The organism is Arthrobacter sp. NPDC093125, assembly GCF_044754225.1.
Lineage (GTDB): Bacteria > Actinomycetota > Actinomycetes > Actinomycetales > Micrococcaceae > Arthrobacter.
Genome location: NZ_JBIVOQ010000007.1, coordinates 62,519 through 85,193, shown reverse-complemented (window position 1 = coordinate 85,193; position 22,675 = coordinate 62,519). Strand labels below are relative to the sequence as shown.

Below are 22,675 nucleotides of genomic sequence, written 5' to 3'. Positions count from 1 at the left end.
CCCGCCACCGCCGGGCTCCAGCTCAACCATTGCGAACCGCTCGTCCGCCGCTGACCCGGCGGCACCCCGCATCACCCAAACCAACCCCGTACCGCCACCACACCTGAGGAGATCACCATGTTCCGCAAAATCTGGACCACCGCCGTCCTGACCGCCACCGCCCTCGGCTTCGCCGCCGCCACCGCCGGCCCCGCCCTCGCCGGGACGAGGCTCAACCATTGCGAACCGCTCGTCCGCCGTTGACCATTGAATATGCAGCAGCCCCCGGTCCGGATCAATCTGATTCGGGCAGGGGATGCTCTTACAGGCAGGTTTGAATGTGGGCATGAAGACCCTCAAGGCACGAAGAATGCACCGGAAGGCCAAGGCCCTGTGGCGAGACGGCGATACTGAGCGAGCAGAAAGACTCGCGCTCCGTGCACTGGACCTGTTACCCACAGCTGACAGCGCCAGTCTGACTCGTGTTGCCGACCACGTCTCCGTTCTGGAGACACTCGCGCAATTCGCATCTGACCTCGCCAACCATTCAGAAGCGCAGCGCCGCTGCGACGACGCTCTTGCTCTTCTGGAGCAGGTTGAGCCAACCGCTAGCCGGGATGCGTGGTGCGTCGCCATTCTGGTCCACAAGGGAAACAGCCAACGGCTATCTGCCGCGTATGACGAATCCGCGCTCACCCTGGCGCACGCCCTTGCTCTCTCAGAACAAACGCCGGATTCACCCCTTCTGCCAGCCGGCCCGCTCAACGCCCTGGGGATTCTGGCCAAAGACCGCGGGCTCTATGAAGACGCGGGAATCTACTACAACAGGGCCCTTGGGTTGCTCGACAGTGACGCCGAAGCGGACGCCCTGGAGCTTGCCGGCATCTATCACAACCTCGCGGGCCTGGCCCACGTTCAGAATCGTTTTGCTGAGGCCGAAGAACCCGCCCAACGGGCGGTCCGATTGCGCCGGGCAGCCAGTCCGCCGGACCCAGCCGGATTGGCTGCCGATCTGTCGGTCCTCGGTGCTGTCCTCGCCGGACAGGAACGTTTTGACGAAGCTGCCGCCCGCCTGTCCGAAGCGCTTGCATTGTGGCATTCCCTTTACGGCCACAGGCACTACGAGGTCGCCGTCCAGCTTCACAATCTCGCGGCAATCCAGCAGGCGAAGGGAGACTACTCAACTGCGGAAGCCACACTGCGTGAAGCCCTGGCAATCAAACGCGGAATTCTCGGAGAGTCTCACCCGGAAATCGCCGGCCTCCTGAACAACCTCGCCACCGTTTACTTAGACACAGGCCAGCACCGTGAAGCCAGGGAATGCTACGACCATGCAATCGAGATATTCACACAGACACTGGGTGAGGACCATCCGAGCACAGCCGCTTGCATTCAAAACCGCCACCACCTTGATGAAAACCGCCTATAAGCGGGCCCTCCCCGGGCAACGCCAGTCGCCCTCGGGGTGGGAGTGTGTTCCGGGTCTCTTGACCACCCAAGACTAAAACTCCTTGGCAGCTTCATTCATACTTTGCTGTGTATTCGAAAAGCATCCACATTTGACGTCCGTGGGACTACGCTCAGGTCCTATGGGTCGTGTCACCATGCGACCGTATGGAACGCGATGCAAGCGGGCTAAGGATTCACGAAACCGCCCGGAATCGCTCCAGCGACTCATAGGAGGCGAAATGCGTTTTACACGCACTTCCAAAGTCTTGAGCATTATGGCCATCGCTGCATTTGCCCTGACCGGATGCGAAGGCGGCGCCGGCACAGACGGCAGTGGCGGCCAGGCCAGCAGCGATCCCAACACGGTCATCACGGCCTATAGCAATGAGCCGCAGAATCCGCTGCTACCCGCGAACACCAACGAGAATAATGGCGCCCGTGTCGTCGAGCTGCTGTTCGAGGGACTGCGCTTCTACGACCCCAGCGGTAGGCCAGTCAACGCATTGGCCGAGTCCATCGAGACGGCCGATGCCCAGAACTGGACCATCAAGGTCAAGAGGGGCACCAAGTTCACCAATGGCGAGGATGTCACCGCCAAGACCTTTGTCGATTCCTGGAACTTCGCTGCGCTGAGCACCAACCTCCAGGTCAACAGCTCGTTCTTTGAGTCCATCGAGGGTTACGACGCCGTGAGTGCCACACAGGAGACCACAAGCGCCGACGGAAAGACCACCTCCACGCCTGCTCCGACAGCCCAGACAATGTCCGGGCTGGTGCTCGAGGACGACTCAACCATCTCCGTCAAACTTGCCCAGCCGGAGGCTGACTGGTCGCTTCGCCTCGGCTACTCCGCCTTCTACCCGCTGCCGTCGGCCGCGCTGAAGGATCCGAAGGCCTACGGCGAGAACCCCATTGGCAACGGCCCGTACAAGTTCCCGAAGGAGGGCTCGTGGATTCATGACCAGTCCATCTCCCTCGTCAGGAACAACGCGTACGATGGACCCCGCAAGGCCAAAAACGGCGGCGTCACCTTCAAGTTCTACACCGATCCGGGCCCGGCCTACACGGACCTGCAGTCCGACAACCTGGACGTCAGCGACGTCCTTCCGTCCAACGCCCTCAAGACGTACAAGACCGACTTCCCGAACCGGAATGCGGCAAAGCCCATCGCCGTGAACGCCACGCTTATCATTCCGCCGTACAACCCACACTTCCAGGGTGACGCTGGCAGGCTCCGTCGCCAGGCACTCTCCTACGCCATCAACCGCGAAGAAATCTGCAAGGTCGTCTTCAACGGGACCCGCACACCGGCCACGGAGTTCACCGCCCCCGTCCTGGACGGCTACAGCGACAAGATCCCCGGCAACGAAGTGCTGAAGTTCGACCCCGCCAAGGCAAAGGACCTCTGGGCCCAGGCCGAGAAGATCAAGCCGTACGACGCTTCCAAGCCGCTCCTGATTGCCTCGAATACCGACGGCGGCAACAAAGAGTGGATCGAGGCCGTAGCCAACGGATTCAAGAACAACCTCGGCGTCCCGGCTGAGATTCAGCCCTTCGCCGAGTTTGCAGAAGTCCTGGACCTGCGCACGTCGCAGGCCCTCCCGGGGCTGACCCGCACAGCCTGGCAGGGCGACTACCCGTCGCTGTACAACTTCCTGGGCCCAGTCTGGAAGACCGGAGCATCCGCCAACCTTGAGAAATACTCCTACCCGGAGGTCGACAAACTTCTCCAGGAAGGCCTCGCAGCCAAGGACGCGAGTGCGGCAAACGCCAAGTTCAACAAGGCCCAGGAAGTTCTGTTCAAGGAACTCCCTGGCCTGCCGCTGTGGTACAACAACCATCCGATCGTGTGGAGCAACAACGTCATCTCGGCCGAGACAGGCTGGAACGGCGCCATCCTCTATTACGACATCTCGGCCAGGTAGACCGCAGGATCTGAACTTGCTGAGACGGCAATGGGGGTCCGACTTCATGCCAGGCGCCCGTTCGCCTGCAGCGGCAGGAAGGCGACCATGACTCCCCGTCGCATCTCCATCGGAAGGAGCGCCATCCTGTGACCAGGTACATCCTCCGGCGCCTGCTTCAAGTAATTCCCGTCTTCATCGGGACCACTCTCCTCGTGTACTACATGGTCTTCGCCCTTCCGGGCGACCCGATTGCCGCGCTCTTCGGAGACAAGCAGCCTCCGCAAAGTGTCATCGACGCCCTGCGGGCCCAGTACCACCTCGACGAGCCCTTCTGGGTCCAGTACGGCCTCTTCCTTAGGAACCTCGTCACCTTCAACCTTGGTGTTGACTTTACCCAGCAGCCGATCGCGGCCACCCTAGGCCGAATCTTCCCCGTGACCGCGATGCTCGCCGTCGAAGCACTGATCATCGAGGCAGCGTTTGGGGTCACGTTCGGTCTGTTCGCCGGACTGCGCAAGGGGAAACTGTTTGACTCGACCGTGCTTGTGATGTCCCTGGTCGTTATCGCGGTTCCGACCTTTGTCCTGGGCTTCGTCCTGCAGGTGGTCATTGGCGTCCAGCTTGGCTGGGCAAGACCAACGGTAGGAGCAGATGCGGACTGGGGCACCTTGGTCCTTCCAGCGATCGTGCTTGGGCTTGGCTCCTTTGCCTACGTCCTGAGGCTCACACGGACATCGGTGCTCGAGAACATGCATTCCGACTACGTTCGCACAGCGACAGCAAAGGGTCTCTCCCGGCAGCGCGTGGTCATGACTCACATCCTGCGCAATTCGATGATCCCCGTTGTCACCTTCCTGGGTGCCGACCTCGGTGGGCTCATGGGCGGCGCCATCGTCGTTGAAGGCATTTTCAATGTCCCAGGTGTGGGCAACAAGCTCTTCCAGGCTGTGTTAAGGGGGGAAGGGCCAACGGTGGTAGTTATCGTCAGCGTCTTGGTCCTTGTCTTCGTGGTGGCCAATCTCCTGGTTGACCTTTTGTATGCGTGGCTTGACCCGAGGATCCGCTATGAAAAGTAACCGTCACATCGAACATTTCGTCGCGCCCGTCGACGAAACGCCGTTGCTGGCGACCGATACCCTGAAGGTCGAGGCAGCACCGCTAAGCCTTTGGGTTGATGCTTGGCATAAGCTTCGCCGCAGGCCGTTGTTCATCATTTCCTCGGCGATGATCCTTCTGATCGTTGCAGTGGCAATACTCCCCGGCCTTTTCACTCAGACGCCGCCGAATGAGAATTGTCTCCTCGCAAACTCGGAAGGTCCTCCGAGAGAGGGACACCCGCTTGGCTTCACGTTCCAAGGTTGCGATGTGTATGCACGCATCATTCATGGAACGCAGGCGTCCTTGAGCGTGGGTGTCTTGTCAGTCATTTGCGTGCTGATCATCGGTGTGGCTCTCGGAGCCCTCGCTGGCTATTACGGTGGCTGGATCGATGCCCTTCTGGCCCGCTTGGGCGACATCTTCTCTGCCTTGCCGGTACTCCTCGGCGCCCTTGTCATTACGCAGCTTCCGTTCTTCCGAGAGAACAAGGGCGTGTGGACCGTCGTACTGGTGATCGCCATGCTCGCGTGGCCGCAGATGGCGCGCATCACACGCGGCGCCGTCATACAGGTCAGGAACGCCGACTTTGTGACTGCGGCGCGTGCCCTTGGCGTTTCCAGATTCAGAACCCTTGTCCGCCACGTTCTTCCGAATGCAATTGCACCGGTCATTGTCCTCGCGACGCTGGATCTCGGTGTGTTCATTGTCCTGGAAGCGACGCTGTCCTTCCTCGGTGTCGGTATGCCTACATCAATCATGTCCTGGGGCAAAGACATCGCCGCAGCCCAACACTCAATCCGCACCAACACGATGATTCTTATCTACCCAGCCATAGCGTTGTCAGTCACGGTGCTGAGTTTCATGATGCTCGGGGACTCCCTCGGGGACGCCTTGGATCCCAAGAGACGGCAACGACATGAGGACGCCCCACGTGACCATCAGTGAGAGCAGCGCGGAAACCGAACGACCGTTGCTGGAGATTAAGGACCTGGAGGTTTCCTTCAAGACTTCAAGCGGGGAGTTCAGGGCGGTCACCCACGCACACCTCACCATTATGGCAGGTGAAACCGTCGCCATTGTGGGCGAATCCGGTTCCGGAAAGTCCACGACGGCGCTTGCCGTCATCGGGCTCCTGCCAGGCAGTGGATGGATCTCCGGTGGGCAGATACTGCTCGACGGCGAGGACATCGCCCATGCCCCCGAACAGCGCATGATCGAGCTTCGCGGCAACACTGTCGCCATGGTGCCCCAAGACCCGATGTCCAACCTGAACCCGGTGTGGAAGATCGGTTACCAGATTCGCGAGACACTGAAGGCCAACGGCAAGCCCGACGCCCCTTCCGATGTTGCCAAGGTCCTTTCGGCGGCCGGACTCCCTGATTCCGGGCGCAGGGCCAAGCAGTATCCGCACGAGTTCTCGGGAGGCATGCGGCAGCGCGCACTCATCGCCATCGGGCTGTCCGGCGAGCCCCGTCTGCTTATTGCAGACGAACCGACGTCGGCCTTGGACGTGACTGTCCAGCGCCAGATCCTGGACCGCCTCAAGGGAATGACGTCAGAGCTGGACACGGCAGTCTTACTCATCACCCACGATTTAGGACTGGCCGCCGAACGGGCCGACAAGGTTGTGGTCATGTACCGCGGCAATGTTGTGGAGTCCGGGCCTTCGCTGGAATTACTGCGTAATCCGCAGCATCCATACACCAAGCGCCTCGTAGCCTCGGCGCCGTCGTTGATGTCCCGCCGGATGCAGGTTGCCAAGGAGCGCGGAATCGAATCCGAAGAGCTTTTGGCTCCGGGCGATTCCGTCGCAGTGCAGAAAGCGCTCCCCGAGGATGTGCTGAAAGTGGAGAACCTCACCAAGGTTTTCAAGCTTCGATCCGGCATTGCCAGGTCCACGAACTTCGTTGCCGTGGACGACGTCTCGTTTGGCATCAAGAGGGGCACGACGACGGCAATCGTGGGGGAGTCGGGTTCCGGTAAGTCCACAGTCGCCCAGATGGTGCTGAATCTTCTGAAGCCAACGTCGGGACGGATTACTTTTGACGGCGTGGACACGTCAACGCTGAACACCAAGCAGGTTTTTGCCTTGCGGCGCCGCGTCCAGCCAATCTTTCAGGATCCGTATGGCTCACTCGACCCGATGTACAAAATCTTCAAGACCATTGAGGAGCCCCTGAGGACGCACAAGGTCGGTGACCGTGCCAGTCGTGAGAAGAAGGTGCGGGAGCTCCTGGAACAGGTGTCGCTGCCGCGGTCCTCGATGCAGCGCTACCCGAATGAGCTCTCCGGTGGGCAGCGGCAGCGGGTCGCAATCGCCCGCGCCCTGGCACTGGAGCCTGAGGTCATCATCTGCGACGAGGCGGTCTCCGCCCTTGACGTGCTGGTACAGGCCCAGATGTTAAACCTCCTCGCGGCGTTGCAGTCCGACCTCGGCCTGACATATCTCTTCATCACGCACGACCTCGCCGTTGTGCGCCAGATCGCAGACTACGTCTGCGTAATGGAGAAGGGCAGGCTCGTGGAGACGGGCACCACAGACTCGGTCTTCGAAGCACCACAGCAGCACTACACGCAGGCCCTGCTCAACGCCATCCCAGGCTCGCGGCTCAAGCTGCCGCCCGAAGTGGCCTGACCGTCGCCTTGCGTGATTTGGTTGGTCTCGTTGCGATGAACCCGGCCATAGCTACCGGCCCATCGCGTCTTACCCAGAGGGCCACCGAACGCTTGAGGACATCACGCTGCATCCGCAGCTCGACGTTCTCCCTACGTAATCGGACCAGCTCGGCCCGCACGGACGCGTCGCGGGTCATTGCTGGTCGCGAACGCAGGGGTGGTCGCGGGCAGCGGGTGGGCGGCCACGATGGTGTCGTCGGGAAACATGCCCGCATCCACGGTCGACAGTGCGACTGGGTAGTCGACGTCGTCGCCCAAATCGGCTTCGCGCAGCAGGTACGGGTTGGCCAGCAGAGTGGAGTCACCTCGTGAGCACGGCGTGCTCGAATCCCCCGAACCGGGGATGCCAACAGTCCATTGTGGCTGCCAGCACCCTGTTGTCGTTAGCGGCGACCCTCACTGACCCGGGCTATTCACCCGCCACCTGAGCGCATTCAGTTCGGCCGGTAGGAAGCTTTTCGCCATCCCGGTGTCCATCATCAGCCCGACGGCCCTTCTCGGGGAGTGGTCGAGTCCGAATTGGTGGCCCAACTCATGTGGCGCCAGCGTTTGGATGACTATCGGCGTTACGTTTCCACCTTCGCGGAGCGTCTCCATGTACAAGAGGCTGCCGTCACCCCCGGCAGGCACGGTTGCCTCCGAGACAACGCTGCTGGCTGCCGCGCCGTCGTAGGGCGTGACGCCCCACGTCGAATCGTCACTGAGGGGGTCGTCGTCCGCAGAGGTATCGCCCTGGTAGGCATGCTGGAAGTACGCCACCCAGTACTCACTGCTGTCTGCTGCGGTCGATCCGCGCGACCCATTGATCTGCGGTTGAGAGTTCACCACTCCGGCGGGCACGTTGAGCCGGAACGGCGCGGTGGCGTCGTTCGCCCCGCCCCCACCGTCGTAGACCGGCTGAATATAGGACGGCGCATAGACGTTGCGCACCGGGTCGTCACTGTCCTGCAGCAAGGAGTACAGGCCCGCGATGGCGGAGACGGCGCGACCCTCGTCTCCCGTGAGTGTCCCGCTGCTTGTGTAGTCGTCGTCATCGACCAGCGTGAACGGCCTCCCGGCGGCGGACGTCCCGACCGGCAAAGCTGTGGACAACGTCACCACGGTCCTGCCGTTGGTCGACACAGCCGCCGACACGGCGGGCGCGGTGGCCGTGGCCGGGAGCGTGAGCAGCCCCCGCTGGTACTGACCCGCCTCCAGGTTCGCGAGCGCGACGCCGGCGCTGCTGTGCAGCGCGCCTATCGTCAGCTTCTTGCGGGTGGCATCGATCATGGTAATCGTGCCGAAGGTCTGATTCCCGGTGACCGCAGTCATGTCGTCGCGTTCAATGTGCACGCGGCGCCACACGGTCAGCATTTCGGTGACCTTGGCACCATCGGTCGGAAGCGCGGTCCCCGTTGAGTCGACGATGCTGGTGCCGGAGACCCGCAGACCGTTCAGGTACTCCAGGGAGCAGGCGGCTGCCACTCGTACGTTGTCGCCGGGATGAGCTGGAAGTTGCAGCGTCACCAGCGCATGCCCGGTTGAATCGGCGACCGCGGATCCGCCGCTGAGTGTTCCAGCCTTCGGCGTGCCGCGGTTGTCATCACCGAGTGCTCCGTTGGCGTCGATGGGCGCTGCGTCGCTTGACGGGTCGTCGACGTCGAAGGCTTTGAAGTACACGGTGTCGCCAGGTGACGCCGTAGCTTCGACCTGAACCTCACGGCCACTAGGGGACGTGGGATTGTCCTTGTCGGCGAAGATCTTCTTGCCTCCGCCAGACGAAGGGTTGGTAAGGATTCGGCCGTCGTTGACCCAGTCCACCGCGGAGAGATCGGTGACTGTGAGGTCCATCGGACCTGGTGAGTTGAAGCACCCGATGGAAGGACTGCAGGAGGAAACGATGGTGTGCCCAGCTGCGAGACCCCTCACATAGAAAGTGTCACTGCGCCCGATGCCGTTGCTGTCCACCGTTATCTGCGTCGAGAACGGGTCGACGAACGGCCCGTTAGGAAATGCGGAGATGGCGGCCATCCCCTGGGGGTTCGTTGCGACTTGGACCTGGAATGTCTGTCCTGAATACGCCCAGTTGTTCAACTTCAGATACCCGGACGTGTTCTGACCGACGCAGCTGGTGGCGAAGAACGTCCCGGACGCGGTGATAGTTGCCTCTACCGCGCCCGAGGCGCGATCCGCGTCCATAGCGGAGCCTTCGCCTGCACTGCCGAAAGGTATTGGGATCGAGTTGGCGCAGGTTGCCTCATCGCTGACCGACCCGACCCCGACTTCTCCGGCGGCGCCGACCAGTCGGGCTGCTGAGGCAGGCGCGGCAAGGATGAGAGGGGCTATGAGAAAAAGCGCAGCCAGCAATGCGGGGCGTTTCATGACGTACCTCGATGTGCCGCCTCCGGACCGTCGGGTACCAGGAACCCCGACCGACAGAAAGGCTGCATTGGCGAGGGCGGCTATGCGCACATGTCGCGTTCCGCGGCCCTTGAAACGGTGCATCCGGTAGAGGGTGTTTGGACTTGCCCCTGATTTATCCCGTGGGCTCTCTGTTTCCCGAGGTGATGGTTTCTTCATGATTTCTGTCCCTTCGATTCTTGTCAGGCGTCTCGGCAAGCGTCTGACCTCTGTGTAGATCGTGCGCCGCGACCCCCCCGCACGGCACGAAGCCTTCTAGCGGGCAGTTAACGGAACGTTGGTTCGCCGGAATATCCAGAGTTCCGGGGGACCCGAAGACGAATTTTGCGGGGTCAGCAGGCTGAACCTCGGTCGCGTCCGCCCCGTTCAGTTCGGCCGGGGCATTTGCGGTAATCCGGGCATGGGCTGGCAACCTCACTGCCACGCGCCCCGAGGCCTAAGACTGTTATGACTGTCAATCCGAGCAGTCCTGCCAAATTTCCTGACCCCACATCTGGCGGTCAGTCAGTGTGGAGGGCTTTAAGTCCTGTGCTGCCACGGGCCCGGCGTTGTTCGCCAGTGCATGAATGCGCTGACTGTTGTGGATCCTGGTTGCTTCTATCCCCTTCATGATCAGGATCCCCTCTAGATCGAATAGGGCCGGTGGGAACGGTGGTGCTTTCGGATCCGTTGTGACCGGCTGGTGTGTATCTGATGCTCTAAGAGTCGCGCGCGGGGCTTAAATGATCCTTAATTCACCGGGCTGGGCCGACCTGACCGAGCTGTGGAGTCGGGCGGCTGCACTGATCGGTCGCGTTGGTGCACGCCTGAAACGATCGGATGGAGTGGCCCAAGGCAGCGGTGATGGCGTCGTGTACATCGAGGCAAAGACGGACAAAGCCGCGATAACAAACACCGGGGCAGGCAACTTTGTGGTCTGCGGATACGGTGGCAGCAGGGCCGAGCTGGCAGTCAATGAGGGACAGCGAGGCTGACGCTTCCGGGCTACGTCCAGGTTAAGTCAACAGGGGATTGGACCATCACGCCTGGATGAGAAAAGCGATGCTCTGCACGGGCCTGACCGCAGCCGGGCGCATCGGTGAAGAACTGGCCCGTGCCCGGGAACAACGCTTCCGCGTCGCCCAGGCTGCAGAAGAACAACAGGGCCGAGACTTGCGTGCCCGTCTCGAGGGCGAACCCGCAGCCGCACGGGCACAGCTCGCACCCGCGCTGGATCCCGCTGGTGGGACAACGCCAAAACCGAAGACATCGTCCGCGTCCACCAAACGCCACAGCATGGAAGAGCCAGGACCCCATGACCCGCTCAGCAGCGGACGCTATCCGCGAACAGGTACAGCAGCGCTACGGGATCGACGTTGACGCCCTGGGAACAGGTGGGGATGGTGCAGCCGCACTCAATGAAGCGGCACGGGCAAAGGCCCAGGCCCAGGCCCAGGAAGAACGGACAGCAGCGGCGGGGGAAAATGCTCAAGCCGGCCAGCTTCCCGCATGACGGTCAGCGGAGGAGCAGCCACGTCGGTTGCGGTGATCTTCACTGCCAGGTCGCAGATGCGACCAAGCTCATCGAGGTCGCACTCGAACTGCACGACGTCCTTGCGGCCTTCTGCGAGGAGCTCGGGCACCGTTATCTTGACCGTCTTGGCAACCGATCCGACATCACGCGCAAGCGCTAGCGCGGAGGTGGACGCATCGACCCGCCAGTTTTCTAGGTCGACCATGAAGGCGGCAACGAGGGAGTCAGTTTTGCCTGGCTGGGAAACGCCCAGACGCGCAAACACGGTCCCGCACCCTGTGACGCCGCTACACCACCCCTTGAGAAGCTCACCGGCGCCAGCACCGCTTAAGAATCAATTAAGGCCCCTGCACCATTCTTGAATCAACAATCAAGAACACCCAAGGAGACGATCATCCTAGAGACCACAAACCGGCAGTTCTGATCCTTGCCACCGCCGCGGCTCTGTAGCCGCCACCGCCGGGCCCGCGCACTGGCCGGTCTACAGGCTAACCACACCAAACCATTGACCTGGCGCTAGCCCGTCGGGCACCACGAACTATCGAGAAGAAGCACTATTGAGAAACGCCGAGCAACCGAGAATACGGAGTAATCAAGAAACGAAGCGTTGAACTTACGTTAACTACATCTGTGATGCAGGCGGGGTTCAAGATTCCATAACAATTTACCAACCCAGAAATTTAACCCGATACATGAAATCCGAAAGGAAAAGCATCATGTGGCACCGAGTGTTGGAAATAATAAACCAAAGAAGTCATGCCAAAGCGTCCGCTATGCCAGCAAGACTAGAGTCAGGACAAAACAGTGAGAAAAAAGACTGTAGGCGCCCTTACAGGACGACAGGAGTGATCTTAGGTAGCGTTCTTGCCTTGCTTCCCATTTACCCTGCTGCTGCGGCGTCATCGCCCGCCGCCCCAGTTAATGTGACAGCTAATAGAACATTCTCCAATGCGGACGATATTTCGTGGTCTGATGCCTCTACGAATGAATCTTCTTTCACGGTTGAGTACCGCACTGCGACGGGACAAACATGGACACAGTTTTCGAAAGTACTTAGCACCTCGACTACGACAACGGGTAAGCGTTATTTGACAAGCTTTAATGGCCTCCCGACAGGAAAGTATTTTTGCTATCGAGTTGCCGCCCAAAATGCAGCCGGGAAGACATACTCTCCACAAGTTTGCGCGGGCTTTAGGCCATCGAATCCTAAAAACCTCAGACTCTCCCTCAATTGGTATAGCGCGGGACTTACATTTGAGCGGTCGGCTAGTTGGGAATTAAAATATCGGCTATATTACCAAGTGAATGGTGCTGGACAGTGGTTTGCGAAAGTTTACAACGCCCCCACCCATACTTTTACCGACGTGCGTATTGGATGGTATGACACGCTTCCTAATACAAATTACTGCTTTTACGTGGTAGCATTCAACGATATCGGTAATTCTTCTCCCACGAACACGGTATGTGGTAATACTGGCCCCTACTATGAACCCTAAGTTCTGAGGCCAATTCTCCCAGCTCATACTGGCCAGACGTAAAAATGGGCTAGGGCGAGAGTCATTCCGATTCTCGCCCTAGTTCAGCTCTGCGACACAACTTGATCATAAACAAGAATGTCTTAGCGACCTCAGCCCATCAAGGGGACTCCTCGACTTTTTTGACTCGGGGTCTTAGGCCGCTGTAAGCGCGGTCCGGTTGATTGTTATGGCAGCACGCCGGTACTTGGCTGCGTTGTCGAACAACGTCAACCAGCTGGCCCGTCACGCCAACGCAACCGACGAATTCCCGGAAGCCGCGCGTGTGATGCTGACCCGTGTCCGGGCAATCGCAGACCGCATCAACGCGATGCTCGATGCGAGGGTGCGCTGATGATTCCCAACATCACCAAGGGCACCCGCATGCAGGGCCTGATCGCATACCTTGCCGGCCCGGGAAGGGCTAACGAACACACCGATTCGCACATCGTTGCCGGGTCGCCGTCCATCATGGCGTGGCACAACGACGACGAACTCAGCTCCTCCGCCGCTCAGGCGATCGCCCGTGAACTCGATCAGGCACGAGCGGTCCTCGGTGTTGAGGTTGTCGGTGGCCATGTCTGGCACTGCTCGCTTTCGCTGCGTGCAGAAGAAGGTGACCTGACGGACCAGAAGTGGGGCGAGATCGCCCAGGATTTCATGGACGAGATGGGATTCACCGAAGCCAGCGGTCGGGCACCTGCCCAGTGGGTGGCAATCCGTCACGGGCACAGTAAAGCCGGAAACGATCACGTCCACATTGCCGCGTCCATGGTCCGCGAGGACGGTACCAAGTGGGATAGCTGGCGGGACTTTCCCCGGGCCCAAAAGGTGGCACGGGAACTGGAAAAAAGTATGGCCTGGAGGAACTTTCACCCACCCACTCCACGCGAGGTCTGCGGCCCGGAGAGCGCGAAGCGTCCGAACGGCGCGGCGCTCCCGAACCGGAACGCCGGTCACTGGAACGCAAGGTTCGGGCATGCGCCACGTCTGCCAAGGATGAAGCAGAGTTCGTTCGCAGAATCCGCCGAACCGGTGCCCTCATCAAACCCCGTTACGTGTCCGGACGCGATGATGTTGTGGTGGGTTACAGCGTTGCCGAACGTCCCCCGAAAGGCGTCCGGCATGTCTGGTCCGGTGGCGGTCACCTCGCCAAGGACCTGGCACTGCCGAAGCTGCGTGGTGAGTGGCAGGACACGCCCCAGTCAGCTGGCGAAGCCGTTGCCGAATGGGGAGCAGCTGCACGCGGCCGGCGCCCCGTCACCGTCGGGCGTGAGGCACATGAACCGGACCCCCAGCAGTGGGAGTATTACAGCAACGAGGTAGCCCGGCTGCGGGACACCCTGCGCGCGGTTCCCCTGGATGACCACGCCACCTGGGCGCACGTCGCACGGGAAACCGCAGGTGCTTTCGCCGCGTGGTCCACCGCCACCGAAACCATGCCCGGACCGCTGGCCGCGGCCGCAACAGAACTGTCCAAGTCAGCCCAGCTACGCAAGTACCCGGTCAAACCCGTCAAGACCGTGGGGCCCTCTGCCCGGGGAGCGTCCTGCTGCTGATGGCCGCAATCAAGGGATCAGGAACTGCAGCGCAGGCGATCCTGCTCCGGCAGCTGCTCAACGTCTCCAAAGCCATCCACGACATGCACCAAGCGAACAACGACCTGCGCCGGTCGCGGCAGATCAACGCCATGATCCGTAGCCAGTTGCTGGCAGTCGCCCAGTCCCTTCCGCCCGTCCCGGACAAGTCAGGAACGTCTAACCCGCAAGTTTCTGCGGTGGACGCCGAACTGGCCGCGGTGCGTCGCGCACGCGAGGGACTGGCACCGGTGTCCAAACCTGGATCGGTCCTGCCGCCCAAATACGAACGAACACGAACCACCACAAGCACCCGGAACGGACCCGACCGCCCCGGACATCGCGCGATAGCACCAGGAAGGTAGAGGATGAGCGAATCAGACGGACTGGACGAAGTTGTAGAAACAATGCTCCGCACGGGCCTGACCGCTGCAGGACGCATCGGCGAAGAACTGGCCCGCGCCCGGGAGCAACGCCTCCGCGTCCCCAGGCTGCAGAAGAACAACAGGGCCGCGAACTACGTGCCCGCCTCGAGGGCGAACGCGCAGCCGCCAGAGCGCAGCTCGCCCCAGCACTGGACGCCCGCTGGTGGGACAGCGCCAAAGCCGAAGACATCGTCCGCGTCCACCAAACCGCCACCGCATGGAAGGGCCAGGACCCCATGGCCCAGTCAGCAGCTGAGGCCATCCAAGAACAGGTACAGCAACGCTACGGGATCAACGTTACAACTCTTGGAACGGGTGCCAGTGCCGCCGCAACACTGAACGAGGCAGAACGTGCAAAAACCCAGGCGCAGGAAGAACGCACGGCAGCCTCCAGCGTAAACGTCGAGGCCGCCCAACTACTCGCCGAAGCCGAACGGGAAGACAAAGGTCGCCGCCAAAACGTGGAAGCTGACAACTCACGTCCCGAGCAGCTGACCGAAGAAGCAAGCGCGGCTTACGATTCCGAGGAACGCCGAGCGGCCCTGGCAAAAAGCCTTGACCACATCGGGGACAGCGAAGCCGTTCAGGCCAGACTCATCGCGGACCGGGACCAGGTCACTCCGCCGGCAGCAGCCGTCTCTACGAGACACACTAATGCTCCGAAGGCCCGGAAAACCCGCGCAACTCCTGAAGCCAACAAACAGGCACAGAAGGGACGGAGCCGCTAGTTCGGAGCCCAGTCGATGCCTGCCGGGTTGGACGCTCTGGAGGATGACTAGTCGCTGGGATCATCTCCCTAGAGGCCGCTGAGTCCAGAACCGCCGGAGCAGCCGGCCCCATGGGCGGTTGGGGCAGACCGCTTCATCTATAGGTTCCGCGTTTTGAACGATCTGTTGCCCGCACCCGCACTGACACATACGCTCAACATGTGAGTGGCGGGGACGGCAACCCGACAAGCGGATCCGGCCCGCGACCCGTGAAGGAAAAAAGCATGGCAACAGGTACGGTCAAGTGGTTCAACGCCGAAAAGGGCTTCGGATTCATCGCCCCCGACGACGGAAGCGCTGACGTGTTCGCACACTTTTCAGCAATCGCATCCAGCGGTTACCGCTCCCTGGACGAGAACCAGAAGGTGCAGTTCGACGTCACCCAGGGCCCTAAGGGTCCTCAGGCGGAGAACATCCAGCCGCTCTAAGTGGTTCTCAGGAAGCTGGCCGGTTTGCAGCCGGCCAGCTTCTCTGTTTTCACCCAGCCCCGTGCCCCACAGCGGCATGACCACAACTCGGCGGGGGAGTCCCTTGACACGCAAAGGGCCTCTGCGGTGCTCAACGGGGCTTAGGGAAATACGTCGCAACCCTGCCTAATGTCTGGGGGATCGAGGTAGCAGGTATCCGTCCCTTGCCCGCCGTCGACGAGGTCGGCCCATACCGGGGGAGGGGAGTCTCTCGCATCCAGCCGGTCGTCCCCTTGATTTCCCCTCATTCGATCCCACCCGCCGCCGCCAACGATGACGTCGTCGCCATAGCTGCCTGTTAAGGTGTCGCTACCTCCGAGGCCCAGAAGGATGTCATCTCCCCCGGATGATCCGTTCAGTACGTTATCGGAGTCGTTTCCGGTGAGTATGTTGTCAAACGGTCCGCCATCGATACGCTCAACGTCGGGGAGGATGTTGTCTTTTGGTCCAGGCTTATCAAGCCCGTCGTCCCGAACGCCATCGAGGTCAGCACGCACAGGGCCTGCGGAATAGAGATAAGAGACAGCGTCAAACCCAGGGCCGCCGCTCATGACAAGAGTGTGACTGCTCTCCGCAAGGCTCCAAGGGTAGAAGGTGTCGTTGCCGGCACCGCCGTTTGCCGATGTCTCCCCTGCCTCACCAGGATTCGGCCCAAATGTGTCGTTACCATCCTCGCCGTTGAGGATGTTTGTGCCAATGCCCCCGTTTAAATAATCCCCGTCGGGGCCCCCGTATATCAGGTCATTGCCTCCTCCCCCGTCAACCGAGTCGACTCCGGGGCCGCCGTTCAAACGGTCGTTACCTCCTTCACCGTTTACCCTGTCAGCTCCGGGTCCTCCGTTGATGTCGTCAATCGCGGCACGCCCAAACAGTCGGTCGTCGCCGGGTCCGCCACCTATTGCATCGGTGCCCGCCGAACCAATAACCGTGTCGTTCCCGGCCATGCCATGGCAACTACTGGTCCCGATTCCCTCGCATTCGAGCCGGTCGTTACCGTCGCCTCCGTAGGCCTCAACACGGGTATCAACGTTTAAGTTGATATACAGCTTGTCATCTCCGCCCTCGGTCCTCACGAGGATCTTTAAAACTCCCTCAGCGGGGCAGTGCATGTAGGGGCCGGAGCGTACACAGCCGGGTAGGGTTTGGTGGACGTCGACGTGATCCCATATCTCGTACACATCCCCGGCCCTACGTATATTGATGTTGTTTCCCACGTTGCCTGCTGTAACGGTGATGACATCACCCTGCCTTCCGGCAGTGGTTGTTGCTTGGGCAGGTGCGGGCCCAGCCAGTGTCCACGCGCAGACGAGCGTGCCGGCCGCGACGAGCCGGCCCAAAAGCGTCCTGGCGGGGGTTTTCGGTGGCTTTGAATAGGAGTCTGTCCGGGATGCTGAGGTGTTCATAGTTCACTTCCCTGGCGTGAGCCTCATGGCCTGTAATTTCTTCACGGGACTTCCCCGCTAAGTCCAGGATCTTCGTGTTTTGCCCGTACGCGGTGCTATGCATAAGAAGACCGGCAGAGTGGCCGAATTGTTGAGCACCGCACTGCCCTCGGCGGTGAGACTTCGACGCGTAAGGTCGATCTCGCGTTTATTCTGCGCTTCAAAACCAGTCAGATTCAACATCGATTTGAACGGCCGCTGATGACCGAAGAGGCGTCCCTTAGCCGGAAGGGAACGACGCAGGGGAGCCGGGGTGCGCACTGACCTTTTTGGCCCCGGTTGGACGGACGTAGCTGGCCCCACCAGGAGTCCTGAGGCTCTGTTCCGCATACGAACCAGTTGAATCGCTGAGCTACACATAGGCTCGGGGGGCTTGCCATGGCACAGCCGTAGCGTTCACGCTTCCCTCACCGTGTGAGGTGCTCTTTGCCACGCCGTATCTATCGCCGCTCCAATTTGGCTGGCAGCACTTCCGGAAAGGCGCAAGGCCGGTACGTGTCGGCAGTGAATCAGATACGCTGACACCCATAGGCCAAGCAAGCTACTGATTCAAAGGGAACGGCAGGCAGAGTGCGGGACAGATCCACAGTTATATGGAACAAGCATGCGTTCAACGCGGGAACGTTGCTCAGTCGGCATCATCTTCCCAACGTCCTCCAGCACAGGCACCACATCAGATATGAAGGCGTGGTCGGCCCGCTGAACAAGTGGGTTGACGAGGTCAGGGTCTCCACAAAAGAAAGCGTTCCTTACTTCGACCCGCGGGCGGCGACGCTGGGGGCCGATGTGCTGGTTCTGCTCCAGGACCAAAGCTAGGGCAGGTATTGGCTTTGAAAGGCAGAATTCTGTAGCCTAAGGCAACTAGTTGACATAATCACGGTTATCGGCGCTTGAAAATGGGCAGGGGAGAGGCTGCGTATTGGGCTCTCCGGACCTGGAGCAGAGTGCTGGTTTGGACTCAGGCGTGAAGGCTCGAGCCACTTCTAACGGACGAAGCCGGTGAAAAGACCCTCGAGCTATTTTCCACTTCCGGCCGGAAACCACCGATTGGAACGGCTGGTTCGCGCCACTGGCTGCGGACTCCGGTATCGACGCGATCGGCGATCCGCGACCCGGCGAACACGCCCGAGACCGTGAACCCGCCCCTTTAAAGCCGATTTGGAACGCATCGCTGGTCGGGATCATTAGATGACCTGGCATACTCCCTCGGGGAAATCGCATTGGACCGCTAGTCGGACTGGTCCAGTCAATGATTGTCCCGTTATCAGCTGACCTGCAGGACCTGGGTTCAGGCGAGTCTGGTTACCTCGTAAGTGTGGCCGGCCGCACGGAGTCGCTGTATGAGCACGTTGCCGAGTGCAGTGGCCGGTGTCAGCGACCCTTTCGCGGTCGGCAGCCGGTCACCGTCGAGGGCAAGAGCGAGTGCAGTCTCGCCTGCCATCACGGCGGTGGCGGCATAGCCGGGGTCACCGGGGCCAGCAGCAATCGCCTGGTATCGGTGCCCGTCCTCGGTGCGGGCGGTTACCTGGGAGTGGAACCAGCCCGCGCGCTGCGTGCTGGCGCTCGGACCCGCACCTGGTGCCGGAAGACAGCGGTCGAGCACCCCCCGGGTCGGCGGGAACGCCATCGCGCCCGTGAATGCCCTCAGCCCAAGTGCCATTGCCCTGGCGATGACCGCTCCTGCCGGTCCGGGGGCCACCCCCATCACCTCGCCGTACTGAAGGGAGCGGCCGTAGGCCCAGCCCTGCAAGGCGTTGCTGCGGCGCACTATCCGAGTGTTGACCGCGGCCATGATGAAAGGCACGGTCCAGGTGCCGTCATCGGAACGCCGCACAGGACCGGCGTCAGGAGGCTGTTGTGTCGTCGGCTCCCTTGCGGGGTCGGGGCTCAGAGCGTAGGGGTCCGCGGCCAATGACCTCAGGGCGGTGCTCGATCGCATCGCGTCGAGCTGCCCGCGCATCGATTCGAGCGTGCCACCGCTGATGCCACCCTTGGCCCTAGCAACGAGTTGGACCTCGACCAAACCGCCAGCGCCATCGGCTTCTGCCGCCTGATGAAGCAGCAGTACCGCGAGGTCGGACGGCACGGAATCGTAGCCGCACGAGTGCACGATCCGGGCCCCGCTCGTCCTGGCCCGAGCGTCGTAGCGATCGATCGCCTCCCGGATGAAGGACACCTCACCGGCGAGGTCGGCGTAGTGGGTACCGGCCCGTGCGCAGGCGTCGACGACAGGTAGTCCGTGTTTCGCGTACGGACCGACGGCAGTGAAGAGCACGTGCGTGCCCGCAGCCAGGGCGGCGATCGAGTCCGCGTCCTCCGAGTCGGCCTCGATGAGGGCCCATCCTTGCGCCGCGACCGGCAACTGCGACCGAACCGCCCCGAGTCTGGACCTCGACCGGCCCGCGAGTCCGACTCGCATACCGGCCGGTGCATGCTCCGCGATGTAGACGGCGATCAGACCGCCAACGAAACCCGTCGCTCCGTAGAGAACGAGGTCATGTTCCCGATATGAATTGTCCATAACTGCAGCCTTTCACAGCGGCAACTCCAAGCTGACACACGGCTCCATGCCTTGGTCATCGGAACAACCGGAACTGATTTACGTTCGAACGAGAAGTCCGGTCCGCCCGCCCACAGCCGGGGACAATTCTCGTAGGTTATCCACCGCTACTGCTACCAAGGAGCTACCTCGACGGCTCCTACTCCAGCCGTGGATAACCTAAATTGACCCCAGCCATGGACGGAATGCAGTCGCCACCAGTTCCGGCCGCGTGATCAGCAAGCACGTGTTTGCCCCACCAACGCCGGTTGACGGAAGATCCATTATCGGCGAGCTTGCTCGATGATTTTGAGGACCTCAACGGCGTCGCTGGGATCAACAGGTGGAGCGCTTCCCGTCTGCAAGGCAAGCGCCAGCTGCGCGTAGAACTGCGGATAGTCGCCTCGGCGGGTCGGCTCATCGCGAAAGGATCCCGGAACGCCTAATTTCCCCCACCTTTCCCGAGGTTCAACGCCGTATTCAGAATCGGTCGGAAGCACGCCCTCCCCCAGCGCCTTTTCCTGTCCGTCAAGTCCCCATTTCGTGTAGGCGGCTTGGGAGCCCAGGACGTGGAAGCGGGGACCTAGCCGGGCAGCGTGACCGTTCATCCACAGGCGGGATCGTGTTCCGGAGCGGTGCAGAAGTGAGAGGAAGGCATCTTGGTCTGCGTCGGACTTATTGGGATCGTCATATCGGGCGGTTTCCCCGTAGATTTCCGCGACCGGGCCAAATAATTGGATGGCCTGGTCGATGAGGTGGGCGCCGAGGTCGTGAAGTATCCCTCCGCCCTCGGCCAGCAGGGCTGTGTCGCGCCAGTTCCGGAACCCACCCGGCATCCACCATTCGAAGCGGGATTCAAAGGTGCGGACTTTGCCAAGCTTTCCGTCGCTAATCAGCTGTTTGAGGGTAAGGAAGTCACCGTCCCATCGGCGGTTCTGGAAGACCGTCAGGCACCGGCCGGCGTCAGCCGCCGCGGCGATAAGCGCTTCAGCATCTGCAGAGCACGTGACGAGCGGTTTATCGACAACGACGTGGAGGCCTCGTTCGAGGGCTGCTTTGGCCAGTTGTTTGTGGTTGAGGGGAGGTGTGCCGATGACGACAACATCCAGGGCCAGTTCCCCTTCGTCAACCTTGGCAAAGAGCTGCTCAGGGGTGGGAATGATCCGGGCATGCGGGTAACTTGCCCGGGCAGCTTTCGTCCTTCCTGGGTCTGAAGTGACGATGGCTTCCAGAACATAAGAATCGTCTGCCTGAATGAGCGGGGCGTGGAAGACACGGCCGGATATCCCAAAGCCGAGAATGGCGGCCCGCAGTGGAAGCCTATCGCTTGCTGTTGCTCCTTTCGGCTCTGATTCGTGGTCTTCGCCGGTCAGCGGCTGGCGGGTCATTGAGCATCCTCTTCGGTCGGATGGTGAACACGGTTGAGTAACGTCTCCGGGCTGGTTGGCACAAAAGTCTCCGGCGACACAGGTGCTGCAGCTGGAGCGTTCGGGCCGGGAAGGCAAAGCCGCCTCCCCTTTTGCCCCGATCCAGTTTCGACCGGCCGGCTCCGGACGGCGAAGCCGCCGGCAATGGCCAGCAATGCGCGGTCCTTCCAGGCCGATGCAGCCGCTTGGGGAATCCTGAAACACTGCAACCGTCGTCGTTAGGCTTTGTTTTCCATGTCGTGGCGCCGCTCGCCTCGGTCCCCAACGGGCATGGCCGCCATCGAGGAATTGGCCGGGGGACACGAGACGTCTTCCCCGGCCAATTCCCCCTCTATGCCTTGTAGCCGGAGGGCGGCGTGAGAACACCGCGTTCGATGAGCTTTTCGATATTGGCAGCCCGTGTTGAGTCTTCCCGGGCCAGCCAGCCTTCGCTCGGTGGTGCATCGAGGTACTGGTTCTTCGGGTAGATCGGGTTGTCGTAGATGACCCGGTACTGCTCTGTGCGCAGGTCCTTGAACTGGTTGTACAGGCCGTTCGAGACACGGGCGCGGCGGAGCGCTTCGATGTCGATTGTGGTGCAGACGAACGAGTCGCCCGAGGTCCAGCCCTGCTGCTTGGTCAGGATCTGGCCACGCGGACCGACGATCATGGACTGACCGCCGAACAGGTCCTGCATGCTCCCGTCCTCACGGACTTCGGGCCCCAGGTTCGGAGCGACGACATACGCCGAGTTGAACATGGCGTGTGCACGGTTCTGCAGTTCCCACATGCCGTTTTGGACGGCCGGCTCGATCAGCGTGCCCCGGATTATGATCTCGGCGCCGTTCATCGCGAGCCCACGCGCCACCTCGGGGTAGACACCCTCGTGGCAGATGGCGTACCCGATGTTGCCGATCTCGGTCTTAGCCACAGGGAAAATGGCGTCCATTGCATTGCCATTGCCCTTCTTTTCAATCCACTCGTCCCACACGTCGTGCGGGTTCATGTTGCCAAGCATGCCGCCCTCGTAGGCATCACTGGTGGCCTTGTAACGCTTGTAGATAATTTCGCCCTGCGGATCGATGATGAAGGCGACATTGAAGTGTCGGTCCGGGAAGTCCTCATCCTTCACCATGTACAGCTCGGCAGCGATGTAGGTGTTAAGTTCCACAGCTTTTTTCGCCAGCTCGTCCGTCTCCGGCCCGGGGATCGTTACGGCAAAGTGGCGCTCCTTCTCCCGGTTTCCTGGCGTGTTGGCGATCATGCCCTGGATTGCCATTTCGGGGAGGACGACCAGCTTGACCGGAGAGCCCTCCCAGGCCCCGACCATGACCGCCGTATCGATGAATTCGTTGATGCGCTTGACGTTGGCTACGCCGTCGCCGGGATTTTTCACATTGATGGTCCGCGGCGAAACCGCCACGACTACAAATGGATCGACCATTGTTTTCTCTCTTTTCTCTTCTTCGAGTACCTGAGTTAGCGCTAACTCACGGTATTCCGGATAGGTAGGAAA

16 protein-coding genes and 1 pseudogene are annotated in these 22,675 nt (G+C 61.1%); 11 read left to right on the top strand and 6 right to left on the bottom strand.

The genetic code is table 11. The features are described 5' to 3' along the window. The first annotated feature begins 117 nt into the window (after window positions 1–117). The 6 genes from ACIP9X_RS14465 (at window position 118) to ACIP9X_RS14440 (ending at window position 7,068) form a co-directional block, all read left to right on the top strand. Window positions 118–243, top strand: a complete 126-nt coding sequence (locus tag ACIP9X_RS14465; RefSeq protein WP_276208512.1) for a hypothetical protein — start codon at window positions 118–120, stop codon at window positions 241–243. An 82-nt stretch (window positions 244–325) separates the two neighbouring features. After that, entirely contained in the window at window positions 326–1,408 is a 1,083-nt protein-coding gene (locus ACIP9X_RS14460) for a tetratricopeptide repeat protein (protein WP_400480438.1), read from the top strand. A gap of 259 nt (window positions 1,409–1,667) precedes the next feature. Beyond that, window positions 1,668–3,353, top strand: coding sequence for an ABC transporter substrate-binding protein (locus tag ACIP9X_RS14455; protein ID WP_400480437.1), 1,686 nt, complete (start codon window positions 1,668–1,670; stop codon window positions 3,351–3,353). A 128-nt stretch (window positions 3,354–3,481) separates the two neighbouring features. Continuing rightward, window positions 3,482–4,411: an ABC transporter permease gene (locus ACIP9X_RS14450; protein WP_400480436.1), complete on the top strand. Its 930-nt coding sequence runs from the start codon at window positions 3,482–3,484 to the stop codon at window positions 4,409–4,411. Further along, window positions 4,401–5,378: an ABC transporter permease gene (locus ACIP9X_RS14445; protein ID WP_400480435.1), complete on the top strand. Its 978-nt coding sequence runs from the start codon at window positions 4,401–4,403 to the stop codon at window positions 5,376–5,378. Before ACIP9X_RS14450 ends, ACIP9X_RS14445 begins: the two co-directional genes overlap by 11 nt. Then, window positions 5,350–7,068: a dipeptide ABC transporter ATP-binding protein gene (locus tag ACIP9X_RS14440; protein WP_400480434.1), complete on the top strand. Its 1,719-nt coding sequence runs from the start codon at window positions 5,350–5,352 to the stop codon at window positions 7,066–7,068. The genes ACIP9X_RS14445 and ACIP9X_RS14440 overlap by 29 nt, the downstream gene beginning before the upstream one ends. A 437-nt stretch (window positions 7,069–7,505) precedes the next feature. On the opposite strand, the gene ACIP9X_RS14435 is transcribed toward ACIP9X_RS14440, so the two are convergent. Continuing rightward, window positions 7,506–9,470, bottom strand: a complete 1,965-nt coding sequence (locus ACIP9X_RS14435; RefSeq protein WP_400480433.1) for a hypothetical protein — start codon at window positions 9,468–9,470, stop codon at window positions 7,506–7,508. A gap of 761 nt (window positions 9,471–10,231) precedes the next feature. On the opposite strand from ACIP9X_RS14435, the gene ACIP9X_RS14430 reads away from it, so the two are divergent. Beyond that, on the top strand, window positions 10,232–10,483 hold the full coding sequence (locus ACIP9X_RS14430; protein WP_400480432.1) for a hypothetical protein: 252 nt from the start codon (window positions 10,232–10,234) through the stop codon (window positions 10,481–10,483). Window positions 10,484–10,903: 420 nt separating this feature from the next. On the opposite strand, the gene ACIP9X_RS14425 is transcribed toward ACIP9X_RS14430, so the two are convergent. Beyond that, window positions 10,904–11,287, bottom strand: coding sequence for a hypothetical protein (locus tag ACIP9X_RS14425; RefSeq protein WP_400480431.1), 384 nt, complete (start codon window positions 11,285–11,287; stop codon window positions 10,904–10,906). A gap of 1,439 nt (window positions 11,288–12,726) precedes the next feature. On the opposite strand from ACIP9X_RS14425, the gene mobC reads away from it, so the two are divergent. The 4 genes and pseudogenes from mobC to ACIP9X_RS14405 all read left to right on the top strand — a co-directional run bounded on the left by mobC (window position 12,727) and on the right by ACIP9X_RS14405 (window position 15,733). Next, window positions 12,727–12,891, top strand: coding sequence for a plasmid mobilization relaxosome protein MobC (gene mobC, locus ACIP9X_RS14420; protein WP_400480430.1), 165 nt, complete (start codon window positions 12,727–12,729; stop codon window positions 12,889–12,891). Continuing rightward, window positions 12,891–14,478 (top strand): annotated as a pseudogene (locus ACIP9X_RS14415) (relaxase/mobilization nuclease domain-containing protein). Before mobC ends, ACIP9X_RS14415 begins: the two are co-directional and overlap by 1 nt. Before the next feature lie 296 nt (window positions 14,479–14,774). Next, window positions 14,775–15,266, top strand: coding sequence for a hypothetical protein (locus ACIP9X_RS14410; RefSeq protein ID WP_400480429.1), 492 nt, complete (start codon window positions 14,775–14,777; stop codon window positions 15,264–15,266). A 263-nt stretch (window positions 15,267–15,529) separates the two neighbouring features. Next, window positions 15,530–15,733 carry a cold-shock protein gene (locus ACIP9X_RS14405; protein WP_104046164.1) on the top strand — a complete coding sequence of 68 codons (204 nt, stop codon included), beginning with the start codon at window positions 15,530–15,532 and terminating at the stop codon, window positions 15,731–15,733. Between the two features lie 140 nt (window positions 15,734–15,873). Here ACIP9X_RS14405 and ACIP9X_RS14400 read toward each other — a convergent pair whose 3' ends face one another. The 4 genes from ACIP9X_RS14400 to ACIP9X_RS14385 all read right to left on the bottom strand — a co-directional run bounded on the left by ACIP9X_RS14400 (window position 15,874) and on the right by ACIP9X_RS14385 (window position 22,603). Continuing rightward, window positions 15,874–17,175 (bottom strand): calcium-binding protein, encoded by a 1,302-nt coding sequence (locus ACIP9X_RS14400; RefSeq protein WP_400480428.1) that lies wholly within the window; start codon window positions 17,173–17,175, stop codon window positions 15,874–15,876. A gap of 1,327 nt (window positions 17,176–18,502) precedes the next feature. Beyond that, window positions 18,503–19,735 (bottom strand): saccharopine dehydrogenase family protein, encoded by a 1,233-nt coding sequence (locus ACIP9X_RS14395; RefSeq protein ID WP_400480427.1) that lies wholly within the window; start codon window positions 19,733–19,735, stop codon window positions 18,503–18,505. 302 nt (window positions 19,736–20,037) lie between these two features. Further along, complete coding sequence (locus ACIP9X_RS14390; protein WP_400480426.1) at window positions 20,038–21,141, bottom strand: Gfo/Idh/MocA family oxidoreductase; 1,104 nt, start codon at window positions 21,139–21,141, stop codon at window positions 20,038–20,040. Between the two features lie 370 nt (window positions 21,142–21,511). Further along, window positions 21,512–22,603 (bottom strand): nitrilase-related carbon-nitrogen hydrolase, encoded by a 1,092-nt coding sequence (locus tag ACIP9X_RS14385; protein ID WP_400480425.1) that lies wholly within the window; start codon window positions 22,601–22,603, stop codon window positions 21,512–21,514. Window positions 22,604–22,675 lie beyond the last annotated feature (72 nt).

What these genes read in the sequence shown, in the direction of transcription:
- ACIP9X_RS14435 (WP_400480433.1), bottom strand. Translation starts at nt 9,470, where the DNA reads ATGAAACGCCCCGCATTGCTGGCTGCGCTTTTTCTCATAGCCCCTCTC.
- ACIP9X_RS14445 (WP_400480435.1), top strand. Translation starts at nt 4,401, where the DNA reads ATGAAAAGTAACCGTCACATCGAACATTTCGTCGCGCCCGTCGACGAA.
- mobC (WP_400480430.1), top strand. Translation starts at nt 12,727, where the DNA reads ATGGCAGCACGCCGGTACTTGGCTGCGTTGTCGAACAACGTCAACCAG.
- ACIP9X_RS14390 (WP_400480426.1), bottom strand. Translation starts at nt 21,141, where the DNA reads ATGACCCGCCAGCCGCTGACCGGCGAAGACCACGAATCAGAGCCGAAA.
- ACIP9X_RS14395 (WP_400480427.1), bottom strand. Translation starts at nt 19,735, where the DNA reads ATGGACAATTCATATCGGGAACATGACCTCGTTCTCTACGGAGCGACG.
- ACIP9X_RS14440 (WP_400480434.1), top strand. Translation starts at nt 5,350, where the DNA reads ATGAGGACGCCCCACGTGACCATCAGTGAGAGCAGCGCGGAAACCGAA.
- ACIP9X_RS14455 (WP_400480437.1), top strand. Translation starts at nt 1,668, where the DNA reads ATGCGTTTTACACGCACTTCCAAAGTCTTGAGCATTATGGCCATCGCT.
- ACIP9X_RS14410 (WP_400480429.1), top strand. Translation starts at nt 14,775, where the DNA reads ATGGCCCAGTCAGCAGCTGAGGCCATCCAAGAACAGGTACAGCAACGC.
- ACIP9X_RS14430 (WP_400480432.1), top strand. Translation starts at nt 10,232, where the DNA reads ATGATCCTTAATTCACCGGGCTGGGCCGACCTGACCGAGCTGTGGAGT.
- ACIP9X_RS14385 (WP_400480425.1), bottom strand. Translation starts at nt 22,603, where the DNA reads ATGGTCGATCCATTTGTAGTCGTGGCGGTTTCGCCGCGGACCATCAAT.
- ACIP9X_RS14400 (WP_400480428.1), bottom strand. Translation starts at nt 17,175, where the DNA reads ATGAACACCTCAGCATCCCGGACAGACTCCTATTCAAAGCCACCGAAA.
- ACIP9X_RS14460 (WP_400480438.1), top strand. Translation starts at nt 326, where the DNA reads ATGAAGACCCTCAAGGCACGAAGAATGCACCGGAAGGCCAAGGCCCTG.
- ACIP9X_RS14465 (WP_276208512.1), top strand. Translation starts at nt 118, where the DNA reads ATGTTCCGCAAAATCTGGACCACCGCCGTCCTGACCGCCACCGCCCTC.
- ACIP9X_RS14405 (WP_104046164.1), top strand. Translation starts at nt 15,530, where the DNA reads ATGGCAACAGGTACGGTCAAGTGGTTCAACGCCGAAAAGGGCTTCGGA.